This is a genomic window from Allopontixanthobacter sediminis, assembly GCF_009828115.1.
In the GTDB taxonomy this organism is placed as follows: Bacteria; Pseudomonadota; Alphaproteobacteria; order Sphingomonadales; family Sphingomonadaceae; genus Allopontixanthobacter; species Allopontixanthobacter sediminis.
Genome location: NZ_WTYL01000001.1, coordinates 1,029,382 through 1,046,505, shown reverse-complemented (window position 1 = coordinate 1,046,505; position 17,124 = coordinate 1,029,382). Strand labels below are relative to the sequence as shown.

Sequence of the window (17,124 nt, the reverse complement as noted above, 5' to 3'; positions counted from 1 at the left end):
GCGGGGTCTGGAGCAGGTTGGGCTTACGCCGCTTCAGGCGGCTTGGCGCAGATCCAGACGGTCCCAGATTTCAACCAGCGCCTTGGTGAGTTCCGTCATCATCTCGTTGGTATGGGCCGGACCGGGAGTGAACCGCAGCCGCTCCGTTCCGCGCGGCACCGTCGGGAAGTTGATCGGCTGCACGTAGACGCCGTATTCCGCCAGCAGGATATCGCTGATCCGCTTCGCGCGCACCGGATCGCCGACCATCAACGGGACGATATGGGTAGTCGATTCCATGACCGGCAGGCCGGCATCGCGGAAATGTTTCTTGAGTGCAGCGGCATTGGCGTGCTGCGCATCGCGCTCGACCGACGATTCCTTGAGATGGCGAACCGACGCCAGCACGCCGGCGACCAGGACCGGGCTGAGCGAAGTCGTGAAGATGAAGCCGGGCGCATAGGACCGGATCACGTCGATGATCTTCCTGTCCGCCGCGACATATCCGCCCATGACGCCGAACGCCTTGCCCAGCGTACCTTCGATGATGTCGATCCGGTGCGCCGCTTCGTCGCGTTCGGAGATGCCGCCGCCGCGCTTGCCGTACATGCCCACAGCGTGGACCTCGTCGATATAGGTCAGCGCGTTGTACTTTTCCGCGAGGTCGCAGATGGCGTGAATTGGCGCGATATCACCGTCCATCGAATAAACGCTTTCGAATGCTATCAGCTTCGGCGTTTCGGGATCTTCGGCCGCCAGCAATTGTTCGAGATGGACCACGTCATTGTGGTTGAACACCCGCTTTTCGCAGCCTGAATTGCGGATGCCGGCGATCATGCTGGCGTGGTTCAGGCTGTCCGAAAAGATTACGCATCCGGGCAGCAATTTGGCGAGCGTGGACAGGGTTGCATCGTTGGAGACGTAACCACTGGTAAACAGCAGCGCACCTTCCTTGCCGTGCAGGTCGGCCAGTTCGTTTTCGAGCTGGACATGGAAATGGGTGTTACCGCCAATATTGCGGGTGCCGCCGGAACCAGCGCCAACATCATGCAAGGCGTCTTCCATTGCGGAGATCACCTTGGGGTGCTGTCCCATCGCGAGGTAATCGTTAGAGCACCACACCGTAATCGGTTTGGGGCCGTTGTGGCCATGGAAACAGCGCGCGTTGGGGTAGGCCCCCTTGTTGCGCATAATCTCGATGAAGACGCGGTAACGCCCCTCGGAATGCAGGCGGTCGATAGCCTGGTCGAAGATCTGGTTGTAGTTCACACCGTAACCTGCGTCCTTGCGCCGGTTTGCCCCGGCTGTTCACGACGCGATTTAGGCGCTCCAGAGCGATATTGCCACCGCGATCTTTGCGAACGATTCTCGATTAGAAACGGTCGAACCGGTGGAGGCCGAATTCTTCCAGCGCCCCGCGCAAGCTCTCGAGATATTCGGCTGAACCGGTAGTAATTGCCCGATCTGGCCCGCTCCGGACAAATTCCTGCCCGCTGGTCAAGTCGGCGATCCGCCGCGCGATGCCCCCGGCCCCGTCGATCAGGGCCACCTCCGGCCCGAACTCGCGGCCCAGTTCCTCGCGCAGCAGCGGGAAATGTGTGCAGGCGAGAACCACCGCATCCAGCGACTCGCCGCCAGGCTGGCTGCGCAATCCGGCGACCGCAGCGTGAATGGTGGCGCGGTCGACCGGCTCCCCGCGCAACTTGGCTTCCGCAACATCGACCAGTTCCGGCGCTGCGTGGCGCAGCAAGGTCTTGCCGCCGGCAAATTCCCGCTCGAGGTTGTCGACATAAGCCTGCCGCACTGTCGCTGCCGTGCCGAGCAGCCCGATCACTCCGCTGCTTGTGATCGCGGCGGCGGGCTTGATCGCCGGGACGGTGCCCACAATCGGCACCTCCAGCACTTCGCGAACCATGCCCAGCGCGATGGTGGAAGCGGTGTTGCAAGCGATGCAGACAAGGCGCGGGCGGTACCGCTCGCTCATCCGGCCAAGCAGGCCTGCCACCCGCGTCGCAATCTGGACCTCGGTTTTTGTGCCGTAGGGTAGCCCCGCCTGGTCGGAAGCGTAGATTACCGGAGCTTGCGGAAGGATTTTCCGTAGTTCCCCCAAAACCGAAAGACCGCCGACACCGGAATCGAACAGCAGGATTGGCGCGTCAGGCTGCAAATTAAACTCCGCTTCGGTTCGGCCCGCGCTTGTCGAAGGGCGCGATTTACTCCATCGGGATTAGGAACATGTCTGCGCATCGGCAAGCTCGGCGCGCATGGTAACTGAGGGTAATATGGATAACATCTGGGCCGCCTTGCTGGGTTACGTGCTGGGTTCGATCCCATTCGGTCTGATCCTGACCCGGGTTGCCGGTCTCGGCGATGTGCGAAATATCGGTTCCGGCAACATCGGCGCAACCAATGTCCTGCGCACCGGCAACAAGGGGCTGGCGGCGGCGACCCTGCTGCTCGACCTGTTCAAGGGATTCCTGGCGGTATTCCTGACGTGGCGCCTCTTCCCCGAGGCGGCGGGCTTTGCCGCGGTGGGCGCGGTAATCGGACACTGTTTTCCGTTGTGGCTCAAATTCAGGGGCGGCAAGGGCGTCGCGACGCTTGCTGGCGTCTGCTTCGGCCTCGCCTGGCCCATCGGAGCGTTTTACGCGCTCGCCTGGCTTGGGATGCTGGCGATCTGGCGGTTCAGCTCGCTTGCCGGAATGACGGCGGCGGTGGCGGCTCCGGTGGCCGCCTATCTGACTGGATGGCCACAATTCGTGCCGTTCCTTGCGGTTATCGCCGCTTTGATCCTGTGGCTCCACCGGGCCAACATCGGCCGCCTTAAAAACGGTACGGAACCGAAAGTGGGCGGCAGCAACGCGTGACCGAAGGAGCACTGAAGCCACCTGTTCTGGGGCAGGAAGAGGCTTTTGCCCGCATCCGCTTGCTGCGATCCCCGAACATCGGCCCGGTCAGCTACGCCCAATTGCTGCGCCGGTTCGGCAGCGCCGTGGCCGCGTTGGATGGACTGCCCGATCTCGGAAAGCGGGGAGGGCGGCAATACGCGCCGGCCCCTTCGGCGCGGATCGAGGCGGAAGTAAACGCCGTTCGTCAAGCCGGCGCGCGGTACCTGTTCCACGATTCTCCGGAATACCCCGCCTTGCTGCGCGAATTGGAAAGCGCACCGCCGATCCTCACCTACCGAGGCGATATTGCGCTGGCGGCGAAACCCTGTGTGGCGATGGTCGGCGCGCGCAATGCCTCTGCCGCAGCGGTGAAGCTGGCCCGTGATTTCGCGCTGGCTCTCTCGGATGCGGGGTTGGTGGTGGTATCCGGTCTTGCCCGGGGCATAGACGGCGCCGCCCACAAGGGCGCGTTGCCCATAACCATCGGGGTAATCGCTAGCGGGATCGAGATTGCCTATCCGCCGCAACACGCCGAATTGCAGAAGCAGATCGCCAGCGAGGGCCTGCTGATTGCGGAGCAGCCCCCGGGCACGGAACCGCGCGGCAGCCATTTCCCCAGCCGCAACCGGATTATTGCGGGGTTGGCTGCCGGAACTCTGGTGGTCGAGGCGGCACCGAAATCCGGATCGCTAATCACGGCGAGGCTGGCGGGGGAGGCCGGGCGCGAAGTCATGGCGATCCCTGGCAGCCCGCTCGACAGCCGGTCGCAGGGCTGCAATCAGCTGATCCGTGACGGCGCCGTGCTCGTCCAGTCTCCGGAAGATGTGGTGGAATTGCTGTCCGGCTTCGACGGCAATCCCCGCTCCCGTTTCCGTGAAGCCCAGCCGTGGACTTACGATCCCGGGGAGGATTTTGCGAGTGAGGAACCGGCAGACATCGAACAGCTCCTGACCACCGCGCCAATTTCCGTGGACGAACTGATCAGGCAATCCGGCACCAGCACCGCCTCGGTGCAACTCGCGCTGCTGGAACTGGAAATTGTCGGACGCCTGACCCGGCACGCAGCGGGCAGGGTGAGCCTGGTAGGCTGAATTCGGCGCCGCCCGCATTGAAACGACACAAATCCTAGCCACTTGACGAACCGTAATCTACGGCCCCACCCTCGCGTACACGTACACGTAAGGACTTTCCGAACTTCCCATGCAGTTAGTTATCGTCGAATCGCCAGCCAAGGCGAAGACCATCGAGAAATACCTCGGCAAGGACTTCAAGGTTCTCGCCTCCTACGGCCATGTCCGTGACTTGCCGCCCAAGGATGGCAGCGTGCGGCCGGACGAGGATTTTGCGATGGATTGGGAAGTCTACCGCGACAAGACGTCCCGGATGAAAGAAATCACCGACGCGGCGAAGAAGGCCGACCGGCTGATCCTCGCGACCGACCCTGATCGTGAAGGCGAAGCGATTTCGTGGCACGTCCAGGAATTGCTGGCCAAGCGCAAGGCGCTACCCAAGGTGGTCGACCGGGTGACCTTCAACGCGATCACCAAGGCCGCCGTGACCGAGGCGATGACCCGGCCGCGCGGTCTCGACACCGATCTGATCGACGCGTACCTGGCGCGCCGCGCGCTGGATTATCTGTTCGGATTCACCCTTTCGCCTGTTCTGTGGCGCAAGCTGCCTGGCGCGAAAAGCGCGGGCCGGGTGCAGTCCGTTGCGCTCCGGATCATCGTCGACCGGGAACGTGAGATCGAAGCGTTCCGCGCGCAGGAATATTGGTCTGTCGTCGCCAAGATGGAGCAGGACGGGACCGAGTTCGACGCCCGCCTGGTCAAGTTCGATGGCGAGAAGCTCGACAAGCTGACCCTCGGCAACGAAGGCAGCGCGATGGCGGCAAAGACCGCCGTCGAGAACGGCCGCTTCACGATCGAGGACGTCGAAACCAAGCCGCAGAAGCGCCATCCCTCGCCGCCGTTCACGACCTCGACATTGCAGCAGGAAGCCAGCCGCAAGCTTGGTTACTCCGCGAGCCACACCATGCGGCTGGCGCAGAATCTGTACGAGGCCGGCGCGATTACCTACATGCGGACGGACGGCGTGCAGATGGATCACAGCGCTATTTCTGCAGCGCGGGCGGCGATTTCGGACCGTTACAACGGCCATTACCTGCCGGAAAAACCCCGCCATTACGCCACCAAGGCGAAAAACGCGCAGGAAGCGCACGAGGCGATCCGGCCCACCAGCTTTACCCAGGACAAGGTCGGCAGCGGTGACGAGGCGAAGCTGTATTCGCTCATCTTCAAACGCGCGATGGCCAGCCAGATGGCTTCGGCCAGCCTCGAGCGCACCACGGTAACGATGCGCGATCCGACCGGCCGGCACGAATTGCGCGCTACCGGCCAGGTCGTAAAATTCCCCGGTTTCCTCGCTGTGTACGAAGAGAGTTTCGACGACGCGGCGGACGACGAATCCGGACTGCTGCCGGTCATGAAAAAGGGCGATAGCCCTGTGAAGAAGGCAGTTAATGCCAACCAGCATTTCACCCAGCCGCCGCCGCGTTTTTCCGAAGCCAGCCTGGTCAAACGGCTGGAGGAACTGGGCATCGGCCGTCCATCGACCTACGCCTCGACCATCCAGACCCTGCGCGACCGCGACTATGTCCGGATGGAGAAGAACCGCTTCTTCGCCGAGGAGAGCGGGCGTCTGTTGACCGCATTCCTCGAACGGTTCTTTGACCGCTACGTGGCCTATGATTTTACCGCCGGCATGGAGGATGAGCTCGATATCGTCTCCGACGGCAAGGCTGAATACAAGGCGGTGCTCGCCAATTTCTGGAAGGATTTCAAACCGAAATCCGACGAGGTTATGGAGTTCAAGCCGTCCGAAGTTTCCGAGAAGCTTGACGAATTTCTGTCCGACTACCTGTTCCCGGCGAAGGAAGATGGCGGCGATCCGCGCCTGTGTCCCAAGTGCGGGGAAGGGCGGCTGGCGCTGCGCGGCGGCAAATACGGTGCCTTCATCGCCTGTTCGAATTACCCCGAATGCAAGTTCACCCGCCGTTTTGCCCAGCCGGGCGGAGAGGCGGACGAGGGCGGCGAAGACGAATCGATGGGCAACGATCCCGTCACCGGATTGCCGGTCGAGCGCAAGACGGGCCGCTTCGGACCGTACATCCAATTGGGTGAGGGTGCGGACGCCAAGCGCGCGAGTATCCCCAAGGACCTCGACGATTTCGATCTGGAATGGGCGCTGAAATTGCTCGACCTGCCGCGTATTGTCGGAACCCACCCCGAAACCGGCAAGGAAATTGAAGCCAACATTGGCCGTTACGGGCCGTACCTCCGTCACGACGGAAAATATGCGAAGCTGACCTCCACCCGCGATGTGTTCGACACCGGAATGAACGCGGCGGTAACGCTGCTTGCGGAGGCCGCCAACCGCAAGGGCGGTACACGGGCGGCGGCGGAACCGATCAAGGTTCTCGGCAAGCATCCGACCACCGACGCCGAAATGAAGGTGATGCCGGGACGCTACGGTCCCTACGTTACCGATGGCACCAACAACGCGACCATCCCGAAGGACGTGAAGCCCGAAGATCTGACCGATCAACAGGCAATCGAGCTAATCGACGCTCGCATCGCGAAGGGACCGCCGAAGAAAAAGGGCCGCAAGGCGCCGGCAAAGAAGAAAGCCGGACCGAAGAAGAAACCCGCAGCGAAGAAGAAGGCTCCGGCTAAGAAGGCTCCTGCGACGAAAGCTGCCGAATAGTGGCGAAGGAACATTTCGAACGCCACAAGCAGCCCTGGAACGCCGAAGAGGCCGGAAAGCTCCGCCTCCTCGCCGGGAAGGGTCACGGCATCAAGGCCATCGCCAAGGCATTGGGCCGAAGCGAGGAATCGACCAAGGATTTCGCCAAGAAGAACAAGGTGATGATCGTCAAGAAACGCTGACGGCCCGGGTGGCCGCCAGCATTATCCGGTTGCGCATCACCGACCCCAATCGAGTCCGATTTCCTCGTAGATTTCCTTGTCGTCGGCCCATTTCTCGTCGACCTTGACGTGCAGGAACAGATGCACCTTCACCCCTAGCACTTCGGACAATTCGTTACGGGCCGCCTCGCCGATGCTCTTGATCATAGAGCCGCCTTTGCCCAGCACGATAGGCTTCTGGCTTTCGCGGCCGATTACAATCTGCTGGCGGATTTCCACACTGCCATCGCCGCGCTGGAGATAACTCTCCGGTCGCACCGCGCTGTCATACGGGAGCTCGTCATGCAGCTGTTTGTACAGCTGTTCACGGGTAATTTCCGCCGCCATCAGGCGTTCGCTGGCGTCGCTGACCTGGTCCTCGGGATAGTGCCATTCGCCCTCCGGCATCAAATTTGCCAGATGCGCCTTCAATTCGGGCACACCGTCTCCGGTGTAGGCGGAAATGAAGAACACCTCGTCAAAATCGACTTTTCCGGTCAGTTCCTGTGCCAATTCCAGCAGCGGTTCCTTTGCCGCCTTGTCGACCTTGTTGAGCGCCAACAGCTTGCGTTCCGGACGCTTCGCCAGCGCTTCCAGCAGCGGTTCGAGTTCGTGTCGCCGCTTCTTCAGCGGATCGACCACCAGCAACACCGCATCGGCGGCGGTGGCGCCTTCCCACGCGGCGCTAACCATGGCCCGGTCGAGGCGGCGCTTTGGCGCAAAGATGCCCGGGGTATCCACGAGGATGATCTGCGTCTTGTCCGCCAGTGCAATCCCGAGCAGCCGGGCGCGGGTCGTCTGCGCCTTGGCACTGGTGATAGCGACTTTCTGGCCGACCATCTGGTTCACCAGTGTCGATTTGCCCGCGTTAGGTGCGCCAATTACGGCCACTACGCCGCATTTTGAAGTTTTGTTGCTCATCCGAACCGCTCCATGAATAGCCGGGCCGCTTCGGTCTCCGCCTCTTGTTTGCTGCTGGCCGTCGCTTCGGCCTCTCCGACGTTCTTCACGCTCACGCGGACCGTGAATTCTGCCATGTGGTCGGGGCCCGACCGGTCGATAATCGCGTATTCGGGACCTTTGCGCCGGTTGCCCGCCGCCCATTCCTGTAGCGCGCTTTTGGGATGTTTCGAAGCCCCGGCGCCGCCTGTGATCCGGCTGTCCCATATGGACCGGATCAAATCGCTCGAAGCCTCGAAGCCCGCTTCGACGAAATTCGCGCCCAGCAGCGCTTCCATCACGTCGCCAAGGATATTGTCGCTGTCCGCCGCACCGTCGTCCCGCGCCTGTTTCCCGAGGTTGAGATGCCGCGCCGCGCCGATTTCCCGCGCGACAGCGGCGCAGGTGGACCGGCTGACCAGCGCGTTGAGGCGCTGCGCCAGGGCGCCTTCCGCGGCTTGCGTCCGTTCATACAGCAGCGCCGCGACGGTCAGACCGAGGACGCGGTCGCCGAGAAATTCGAGCCGCTGGTAATCGCGCGCATTTCCGGTGCTGCCGTGGGTCAGAGCCTCGTACCACAGATCCTCGTCCCGGACCGCGAACCCTTTCTCCAACAGCCATTCGCGCGCATCCGCCGGCAGTCCCGCTTTCGCGCCCGCCTTGGCGACATTCCCTGATTTCGCCGCGTTCATAGCGTGTTTCCGATCCGCTCGGCGCGCAGTGCCGTGAACCATGTCCATGGCAACAACCATTCCGCGCTGCCATCGGTCGACCACATCAGCACGGTCGCGCGGGCGACGAGATTTTCTTCCGGAACGATACCGATCCCTTCGGCGGCGGCAGCGGGGAAACGGCTGTCGAGCGAGTTGTCGCGGTTATCGCCCATGGCGAAGAACTTACCTTCCGGCACCACGACCGGACCGAAATTGTCCTGTGGCATCGCGCCGAAATCAAGGACGTTATAGGAGACCCCGTTGGGTAGTGTTTCGCGGAATTGCTGGTAACGGCAGGCCTCGGACCCGTCCGGCAGGGTGAAAATTTCCGAAAAGGCGTGACACAGAGTGTTGTCGGACTGCGGGATGATGAAGTCGTCGACGCGGACCTTGGGTACCGGCTCGCCGTTGAGGATGATCTGACCTTCGCGCATCTCAACCGTATCGCCGGGGACCCCGATGGCTCGCTTGATGTAATCGGTGCCGTCGATCGGATGCTTGAAGATCACCACGTCGCCGCGTTCCGGTGCCGATGCGAAAATACGGCCCGGGATCAGCGGGAAGGAATTGCGGCTATAGCCATAGGGCCATTTTGCCGCGAGCAGCTGGTCGCCGTTGATCAGCCCCGGCATCATGCTTTCGCTCGGGATATTGAACGGCGAGAAGATGAAGCTGCGGAAGATCACCACGATCAGCACCAGTTTCAGCAAGAAGACGAAGAAGTTTCCTTCTTCCTTCCCGGCCTTCGGCTCGACCATGTCAGGCGCAGCGACCTGATTCGCCGGAGTTGCGTCGGTCATGGCGTGGTCTCGGCTTGGGTATGCGCAAGGGCGTGCGGGGCGGGATTCGAGCGGATGGTCAACATCGCGGTCCGAAAATCGTATGCGGAAGGGTGTGGAGGGTTCCAAATCATCGCCGCAGTCCCTACCCGCGTGATGCAGGCCTAGGAAAGGATTTTCACGTGAATGATGCAGTTGCCGCAGTGTGGACGAAACTGGAGGCCACCCCGCGCCGGACACTGACCCAGCTGTTTTCCGATGGTGACCGGCTGAAATTGCTGTCGGACCGCCTGGAATGGGGCGAGGAAGTCGATCGCGGCGAGATGCTGTGCGATTGGTCAAAGACCCACCTCGACGCGGAATTGCTTGGCCTGTTCGAGGAACTGGCAGCCGCCGCTGGTTTCGATGCAAAGCGTGAGGAACTGTTCGCCGGTGCAAAGATCAACAAAACCGAAGACCGCGCCGCCGAACATACGGCGCAGCGCGGCGTGGGCGACGAAGCCTCGGTCGAAGAAGCGCAGGCGCTGCACCAGCGGATGAAAATGCTGGTCGACGCCATACACGTAGGGGCGCTGGGTCCGGTAAAGCACTTGATCCATATCGGCATTGGCGGTTCGGCGCTCGGCCCCGCGTTGGCGGTGGATGCCCTGTCGCGCGACCTTGCGTTGGTCGATGTGCATGTTGTTTCCAACATCGACGGGGTCGCGCTGGAAGCGGCGTTTGCGGCCTGCGATCCGGCGACGACGATGATCGCAATTGCGTCCAAGACGTTCTCCACCATCGAAACCATGACCAACGCTCAAAGTGCGCTCAAATGGCTGGGTGATAACGGCGTGTCCGATCCCGGAGGCCGGGTGGTCGCGCTGACCGCCAACCCTGATGCCGCGGTCGAGTGGGGCGTCGATGAGACGCGGGTCCTACCATTTCCCGAAACGGTCGGGGGCCGGTATTCGCTTTGGTCCTCGATCGGCTTTCCGGTCGCTGTTTCGGTCGGATGGGACGATTTCGCCGAGATGCTGGCGGGGGCCGCAGCGGTCGATCGGCATTTCCGTGATACCGACGGCGCCGCCAACCTGCCGCTACGCGCGGCGTTTGCCGACCAGTATTATACACAATTGCGAGGCTGCCAGACCCGTGCGGTGTTCGCCTATGACGAGCGGCTCGGCCTGTTTCCCGATTATCTCCAGCAGCTCGAGATGGAGAGCAACGGCAAGTCGGTGACGGCCGAGGGTGAGCCGGTTATTCGCCCGACCGCGCCGATCACTTGGGGCGGGGTTGGCACGGACGCCCAGCACGCGGTGTTCCAACTGCTGCATCAGGGTACGCATCTGATCCCGGTCGACTTCATCGCCAGCATTGCTCCGGGCGACGACCTCGACCCCGAGCATCACCGCATCCTACTGACCAATTGCTTCGCGCAGGGTGCCGCGCTGATGGCGGGACAGGCAAGCGATGATCCGGCTCGCAGCTTTGCGGGAGACCGGCCCAGCGCGACTTTCCTGTGCGACGATCTCGATGCGGCGACATTGGGCGCACTGATCGCATTCCACGAACACCGCACGTTTGCCAACGCCGTGCTGATGGGGATCAACCCGTTCGACCAGTTCGGCGTGGAACTGGGCAAGGCAATCGCGAAGAAGATCGAGGCTGGCGGTAACGAATTCGATGCCAGTACCGAAGCCCTGCTGGCTGCCGCAGGACTTTGACATTTGACGCCCCGCTGGCTCGTGTGGTGACGGCGAGATACACCCGAAAGGTTCTTTGAATGCCCGACTACGATTACGACCTCTTCACGATCGGAGCCGGTTCCGGCGGTGTGCGGGCTTCGCGCGTCGCGGCGGCGCACGGTGCAAAGGTGGCAGTTGCGGAGGAGCACCAGGTTGGCGGCACCTGTGTTATTCGTGGTTGCGTACCCAAGAAGATGCTCGTTTACGGCGCGCATTTCGCGGAGGATCTGGAGGACGCGCAATCGTTCGGTTGGACTGTCGGCGAGTGCACCTTCGATTGGGTCCGGCTTCGCGATCACGTGCTGAAAGACGTCGCGCGGCTGAGCGGTCTCTATACCGAAACGCTCGAGAACCACGATGTCGAGATTTTCCACGAGCGGGCCGAGATTACCGGCGACCACGAGATAACACTGGCCAGCGGCAAGGTCGTGACCGCGAAATACATCCTGATCGCCACCGGCGCGCGACCATCGCAGCCCGATTTTCCCGGCTGCGAACACGCGATCACCTCGAACGAGGCGTTTCATCTCGACAAGTTGCCGGAACGGGTGATCATCGTCGGCGGGGGCTATATCGCCAACGAGTTTGCCGGGATTTTCAACGAATTCAGCAGCAAGGTGTGCATCGTCAACCGCTCCGACACCCTGCTGCGCAGTTATGACGAGAGCCTGCGCGACCGGCTGCTCCAGATCAGCCTGATGAAAGGCATCGATTTCAAGTTCAACACCAGCTTCAAATCGATCGAGAAGCAGGATGACGGCAAATTCCTCGCCAAGTTCGACGGGTGTGACGACCAAGTGGTCGACCTGATCATGTTCGCCACTGGACGCGACCCCAATGTCGAAGGGCTGGGGCTGGATGCCGTGGGCGTTGACGTGGGCGAGAAGGGAGAAATCGTGGTCGATGAATATTCGAGGACCAACGTCGATTACATCTACGCCGTGGGAGACGTGACGAACCGTGTCCAGCTGACCCCGGTGGCCATTCGCGAAGGGCAGGCGTTTGCCGACACGGTCTTCAACAACGACCCCAAAACGGTTGATTACGGCTGTATCCCCAGCGCCGTGTTCAGCCATCCGCCCATCGCCGCAGTCGGCATGACCGAGGGTGAGGCGCGCAACAAGCTGGGATCGATCAAGGTCTACATGTCGGACTTCCGGCCCATGAAGAACGTGGTCGCGGGCCGGAACGAGCGCGGCCTCTACAAGATGATCTGCGATGCGGCGAACGACCGGATCGTGGGAATCCACATGATCGGTCCGGAAGCTCCGGAAATCATGCAGGGCGCGGCGGTGGCGGTGAAGGCCGGTCTCACCAAGGCCGATTTCGACGCGACCGTGGCCATCCATCCCACGATGGCGGAAGAACTGGTGCTGATGAAGTAAGTTGCCGCCTGCAACCGTTGGTCCTACTCCCGGATAATTAGGGAGACACATCATGGCGGGCACGGTCCTGGTTACCGGCGGCACGGGGTACATCGCCGGCGAATTGATTGATCAATTACTGGCGCGCGGCTGGACAGTGAACACCACGGTGCGTTCGCGAGCAAAGAACGAGACCAGGCTGCACACCCGTTGGCCCAATGCCGGCAACCGGTTGAAGGTGTTCGAGGCCGATCTGCTGGCCGACGCCGGTTGGGCAGAGGCGAACAAGGGCTGCACCCACGCTGCCCACGTTGCGTCGCCATTCCCGCTGGCGGTGCCGAAAAACGAGGACGAGCTTATCGTCCCGGCTCGCGACGGCACCTTGCGTGCCTTGCGTTTCGCCCATGCGGCGGGAGTCACGCGGTTCGTGCAAACCAGTTCCGCCGCCGCCATCGCTTACGGCCATCCGCCCAGCCAGACCCGCTTCGACGAGAGTGACTGGACCGACGTCGATAATCCGGCGACCGCAGAGTATCCCAAGTCAAAAACCGTCGCCGAACGCGCAGCCCGGGACTGGGTGGCCGAGTATGCGCCGGAGATGGTGTTTTGCAGCGTCAATCCGGTTGCGGTGCTTGGTCCGGTGCATGACGATGACCTCTCGACCTCGATCGAGTTCGTGAGAAAGGCGCTCGATGGATCGATGCCGATGATCCCGAATGTCGGCGTCGGAATTGTCGATGTCCGCGATGTTGCCGCGCTGCACGTGCTGGCGCTCGAAGCTCCGGACCATCTGGTTCGCGGAGAGCGGTTTGCTGCGTCCGGCCCGTTTGTCTGGCTTGCCGATATCGCCCGGACGCTGCGCGAGAACCTGACGCCGCTTCACGCGCGCAAGGTGCCGACGCGGCGGATGCCCGATTTCCTCGTGCCGGTGCTCGCGTTGTTCATGCCGGAAATGCGCCAGCTGCGAACAGAGATGGGCCGTGTCCGCGAAATCGATGCCAGCAATGCCATGAAGACTCTCGGCTGGACGATGATCGACAGCGAAAAAACCATCCTCGACACGGCGCGAAGCCTGATCGATCAGCGGATTGTGAAACTGTAATGGATATCAGGGACAAGGCGATCCTGCTGACTGGCGGGACCGCGGGGATCGGCGCTAAACTGGCGAGGCAGCTGGCTGCCAAAGGGGCGCAGGTCATCGTCACCGGACGATCTGCGACTGGCCTCGAAAACGCGCGGGAGCAAGGCTTTGACGCTATTGCAGCCGATCTGTCCGGACCCGGCGGGACAGCGGCAATTCTGGATGCCTTGGGGGATCGCACCATCGATATCTTGATCAACAACGCAGGGCAGGGCGCCGATCATGACTTTCGCAAGGCGGCACCGGACCTGGAGGCTGCGGACGATTGCATCTACGCCAATTTCAATTCGCCTGTTCGCCTGATCGCTGCCCTGTTGCCGCGGCTGAAGCAGCGACCTGAAGCGGCGATTGTCAACGTGACCAGTGGCCTCGCGATTGCCCCGAACACCGGATCGCCGGTCTATTGCGCGACCAAGGCAGCGCTGCGCAGCTATACGCAGGCGCTTCGAGCGCAATTGTCCGGCTGCAATGTTCATGTGGTTGAGGCGCTGCCACCGGTCGTGGCGACCCAGATGACCGCAGGGATGGGCGGGATCAAGATGCCGCCCGAGGAATGCGCCGCGCAGATTATCCGCGCAATCGAGAAGAACGACCACGAAGCCAATATCGGCATGGTCAGGATCCTTCGCGGGGTTCATTCGCTGTCACCTAAACTGGCGGCCTGGATGATGCTGCGGTTTTGAGTTCGTGCATTCCTATGCACTAGGCTATCCGAATGTATAGAAACCCTGTTCGCCCCGCACTTGACCCTACAGGTAGGGCATGGCTAGGCACGGCCACGCAATTCGAGGGACCTGAATGTCAGCCAATATCGCCGAAATGGAACGCCGCCGCGAAGCTGCCCGGATGGGCGGCGGGCAGAAGCGGATTGACGCGCAGCATGCTAAGGGCAAGCTGACCGCGCGCGAGCGGATCGACGTCCTGCTGGACGAGGGCAGCTTCGAAGAACTCGACATGTTTGTCGAACATGACTGCGCTGATTTTGGCATGGCCGACCAGAAAATCCCGGGTGACGGCGTGGTCACCGGCAGCGGTACGATCAATGGCCGGCTGGTCTACGTCTTCAGCCAGGATTTTACCGTTTTCGGCGGCAGCTTGTCGAAACGTCATGCGGAGAAGATCTGCAAGGTTCTCGAAAACGCGATGAAAGTCGGTGCGCCGGTAATCGGCATGAACGACAGCGGCGGCGCGCGTATCCAGGAAGGCGTGGCTAGCCTTGGCGGTTATGCCGATGTGTTCCAGCGCAATGTGCTGGCCAGCGGCGTGGTCCCGCAAATCAGCCTGATCATGGGGCCATGCGCGGGCGGCGCGGTGTATTCCCCGGCGATGACCGACTTCATCTTCATGGTGAAGGACAGCTCCTACATGTTCGTGACCGGACCTGACGTGGTCAAGACGGTGACCAACGAAGTAGTGACGCAGGAAGAACTTGGCGGCGCGGTGACCCATACCACCAAAACCAGCGTGGCCGACCTGGCGTTCGAAAACGACATCGAAACCCTGCTGGCGACGCGTAATTTCTTCGATTACCTGCCGCTGTCGAACCGCGAGCAGGTGCCCGAACGGCCGACCGACGATCCCTTCGACCGTGAGGAGCCGAGCCTCGACACGCTGATCCCGGATAACGCCAACCAGCCGTACGACATGCACGAAGTGCTCCGGAAGGTGCTCGACGAAGGTGAATTCTTCGAAATCCAGCCAGCCCATGCGGGCAACATCCTGTGCGGCTTCGGCCGGATCGAAGGCCGCACCGTAGGCGTGGTGGCGAACCAGCCGATGGTTCTGGCGGGCTGTCTCGACATCAATTCGAGCAAGAAGGCCGCGCGCTTTGTGCGGTTCTGCGATGCGTTCGACATTCCGATCCTGACCTTCGTGGATGTCCCCGGTTTCCTCCCCGGCACTTCGCAGGAGCATAACGGGATCATCAAGCATGGCGCGAAACTACTGTTTGCCTATGCCGAGGCGACTGTGCCCAAAATCACCGTAATCACCCGCAAGGCGTACGGCGGTGCTTATGACGTCATGGCGTCCAAGCATTTACGCGGCGATTTGAACTACGCCTGGCCGACCGCCGAAATCGCCGTGATGGGTGCGAAAGGCGCGGTGGAGATCATTTTCCGCGGCAAGACCCCGGAAGAAATCGCCGAACGGACCAAGGAATACGAAGACCGCTTCGCCAACCCCTTCGTCGCCGCCAGCCGCGGTTATATCGACAACGTGATCTACCCGCATTCGACCCGGCGCCGAATCGCGATGGGCCTGCGGAAACTGCGCGGCAAGGTGCTGGAGAACCCGTGGAAAAAGCATGACAACATTCCTTTGTGAGAATTGAAATGAAACTAGGCCGCCTCAACCACATCGGTGTCGCAACGCCGTCAATGGACGAAAGTCTCAAATTCTACCGCGAGGTGATGGGCGCGACGTCGGTCGTCGAGCCGTTCGAACTGGCCGATCGCAATCTGCTGGTGGCGTTTGTCGATACGCCGACAGAGTCCGGAATGAACGGGACGCAGATCGAACTGATCCAACCGTTGCCCGGTGACACCGCCTTCACCAATTTCCTCGCGAAGAACCCGCAGGGGGGGCAGCATCATCTGTGCTACGAAATGGCCGATATCCACGCGGCGCGGGAATGGTTCGAGGGACAGGGCAAACGCATTCTCGGCCCGACGCGCCCTGGCGCGCATGGCACGCCGATCTTCTTCCTTCACCCGAAGGACATGATGGGCCAGCTGACCGAAATCATGGAAACGCCGAAGAGCGGGCATTAACTCGGCCGTCATTTCGGACGAATTCTGGAAGGTTATACTTTGGCTTACGAACACATCCTCGTCGAAACGGCGGACGACGTTACCACGATTACCCTCAACCGGCCCGAGCGGCTGAACGCCTGCCCGCCGGACATGGCGGCGGAAATCCGTGATGTGCTGGCCGATCCGGGCGAGGCGCGGGCGATCCTGATTACCGGCGCGGGCCGGGCGTTTTGTTCGGGTGCCGATCTGGCAGGCCGCGGAGACCAGTCGATTGGCGGTGGACGCGGAGCCTACGATTCGCTTTCGCGCAGCTACAACCCGATGATGATGGAGTTTACCCGCTGCCCGGTGCCGATCGTCACCGCGGTAAATGGACCGGCGGCCGGAATCGGCTGCTCCATCGCGCTTGCAAGCGACTTCGCCATCGCGGGCAAAAGTGCTTATTTCCTGCAGGCGTTCGTCAATATCGGCCTCGTGCCCGATGGCGGCGCGAGCTGGATGCTGCCCCGAATGGTGGGAAAAGCGCGAGCAACGGAAATGATGCTGCTCGGCGAGAAAATTCCCGCGGACAAGGCCGCGGAATGGGGGCTGATCTACAAGAGCGTCGAAGATGCCGGCCTGCTTGCGGATGCGCAGGCGCTGGCTCAGCGGCTCGCCAAGGGACCGACCCTTGCCCTGGGCGTCATGCGCCGGAACATCGCGAAGGCGCTCGAAATGAGCTATGCCGTGGCCTTGCACAGCGAAGCCGAGGGCCAGCGGATCGCCGGGGACAGCAAGGACGCGGTTGAAGGCGCGGTATCCTTCCTGCAAAAGCGCAAGGCCGAGTTCAAGGGGGAGTAACGCCCTCGATTACCCCTTCCGACTGAACCCAACGGA

16 protein-coding genes are annotated in these 17,124 nt (G+C 61.8%); 11 read left to right on the top strand and 5 right to left on the bottom strand.

Features of this window, described 5'->3' with window-relative positions; all coding sequences use genetic code 11:
* Window positions 1–33: 33 nt before the first annotated feature.
* Window positions 34–1,248 (bottom strand): 5-aminolevulinate synthase, encoded by a 1,215-nt coding sequence (gene hemA / locus GRI65_RS05200; protein ID WP_160755418.1) that lies wholly within the window; start codon window positions 1,246–1,248, stop codon window positions 34–36.
* A gap of 103 nt (window positions 1,249–1,351) precedes the next feature.
* Window positions 1,352–2,146 carry a glutamate racemase gene (murI, locus tag GRI65_RS05195; RefSeq protein WP_160755417.1) on the bottom strand — a complete coding sequence of 265 codons (795 nt, stop codon included), beginning with the start codon at window positions 2,144–2,146 and terminating at the stop codon, window positions 1,352–1,354.
* 115 nt (window positions 2,147–2,261) lie between these two features.
* On the opposite strand from murI, the gene plsY reads away from it, so the two are divergent.
* The 4 genes from plsY to GRI65_RS05175 all read left to right on the top strand — a co-directional run bounded on the left by plsY (window position 2,262) and on the right by GRI65_RS05175 (window position 6,814).
* Complete coding sequence (gene plsY, locus GRI65_RS05190; RefSeq protein WP_160755416.1) at window positions 2,262–2,846, top strand: glycerol-3-phosphate 1-O-acyltransferase PlsY; 585 nt, start codon at window positions 2,262–2,264, stop codon at window positions 2,844–2,846.
* A complete protein-coding gene (dprA, locus tag GRI65_RS05185; protein WP_160755415.1) occupies window positions 2,843–3,958 on the top strand; it encodes a DNA-processing protein DprA in 1,116 nt (371 codons plus the stop codon). Before plsY ends, dprA begins: the two co-directional genes overlap by 4 nt.
* Before the next feature lie 109 nt (window positions 3,959–4,067).
* On the top strand, window positions 4,068–6,632 hold the full coding sequence (gene topA / locus GRI65_RS05180) for a type I DNA topoisomerase (RefSeq protein WP_160755414.1): 2,565 nt from the start codon (window positions 4,068–4,070) through the stop codon (window positions 6,630–6,632).
* On the top strand, window positions 6,632–6,814 hold the full coding sequence (locus tag GRI65_RS05175) for a hypothetical protein (protein ID WP_160755413.1): 183 nt from the start codon (window positions 6,632–6,634) through the stop codon (window positions 6,812–6,814). Before topA ends, GRI65_RS05175 begins: the two co-directional genes overlap by 1 nt.
* A gap of 36 nt (window positions 6,815–6,850) precedes the next feature.
* Here GRI65_RS05175 and era read toward each other — a convergent pair whose 3' ends face one another.
* Genes era through lepB form a run of 3 tightly spaced genes read right to left on the bottom strand, consistent with a single transcriptional unit; the run spans window position 6,851 to window position 9,284 of the window.
* On the bottom strand, window positions 6,851–7,753 hold the full coding sequence (gene era / locus GRI65_RS05170; RefSeq protein ID WP_160755412.1) for a GTPase Era: 903 nt from the start codon (window positions 7,751–7,753) through the stop codon (window positions 6,851–6,853).
* Complete coding sequence (rnc, locus tag GRI65_RS05165) at window positions 7,750–8,463, bottom strand: ribonuclease III (RefSeq protein ID WP_160755411.1); 714 nt, start codon at window positions 8,461–8,463, stop codon at window positions 7,750–7,752. Before rnc ends, era begins: the two co-directional genes overlap by 4 nt.
* On the bottom strand, window positions 8,460–9,284 hold the full coding sequence (lepB, locus tag GRI65_RS05160; protein WP_160755410.1) for a signal peptidase I: 825 nt from the start codon (window positions 9,282–9,284) through the stop codon (window positions 8,460–8,462). Before lepB ends, rnc begins: the two co-directional genes overlap by 4 nt.
* 161 nt (window positions 9,285–9,445) lie before the next feature.
* Here lepB and pgi point away from each other — a divergent pair, with 161 nt between their 5' ends.
* The 7 genes from pgi to GRI65_RS05125 all read left to right on the top strand — a co-directional run bounded on the left by pgi (window position 9,446) and on the right by GRI65_RS05125 (window position 17,088).
* Entirely contained in the window at window positions 9,446–10,969 is a 1,524-nt protein-coding gene (gene pgi / locus GRI65_RS05155) for a glucose-6-phosphate isomerase (protein WP_160755409.1), read from the top strand.
* A 59-nt stretch (window positions 10,970–11,028) separates the two neighbouring features.
* A complete protein-coding gene (gene gor / locus GRI65_RS05150) occupies window positions 11,029–12,375 on the top strand; it encodes a glutathione-disulfide reductase (protein ID WP_160755408.1) in 1,347 nt (448 codons plus the stop codon).
* A 52-nt stretch (window positions 12,376–12,427) separates the two neighbouring features.
* Window positions 12,428–13,456 (top strand): NAD-dependent epimerase/dehydratase family protein, encoded by a 1,029-nt coding sequence (locus GRI65_RS05145; RefSeq protein ID WP_160755407.1) that lies wholly within the window; start codon window positions 12,428–12,430, stop codon window positions 13,454–13,456.
* Window positions 13,456–14,178 carry an SDR family oxidoreductase gene (locus GRI65_RS05140; protein ID WP_160755406.1) on the top strand — a complete coding sequence of 241 codons (723 nt, stop codon included), beginning with the start codon at window positions 13,456–13,458 and terminating at the stop codon, window positions 14,176–14,178. Before GRI65_RS05145 ends, GRI65_RS05140 begins: the two co-directional genes overlap by 1 nt.
* A 115-nt stretch (window positions 14,179–14,293) precedes the next feature.
* Window positions 14,294–15,820, top strand: a complete 1,527-nt coding sequence (locus GRI65_RS05135; protein ID WP_160755405.1) for an acyl-CoA carboxylase subunit beta — start codon at window positions 14,294–14,296, stop codon at window positions 15,818–15,820.
* 8 nt (window positions 15,821–15,828) lie between these two features.
* Entirely contained in the window at window positions 15,829–16,266 is a 438-nt protein-coding gene (locus tag GRI65_RS05130) for a VOC family protein (RefSeq protein WP_160755404.1), read from the top strand.
* 39 nt (window positions 16,267–16,305) lie between these two features.
* A complete protein-coding gene (locus GRI65_RS05125; RefSeq protein ID WP_160755403.1) occupies window positions 16,306–17,088 on the top strand; it encodes an enoyl-CoA hydratase-related protein in 783 nt (260 codons plus the stop codon).
* Window positions 17,089–17,124: the final 36 nt, after the last annotated feature.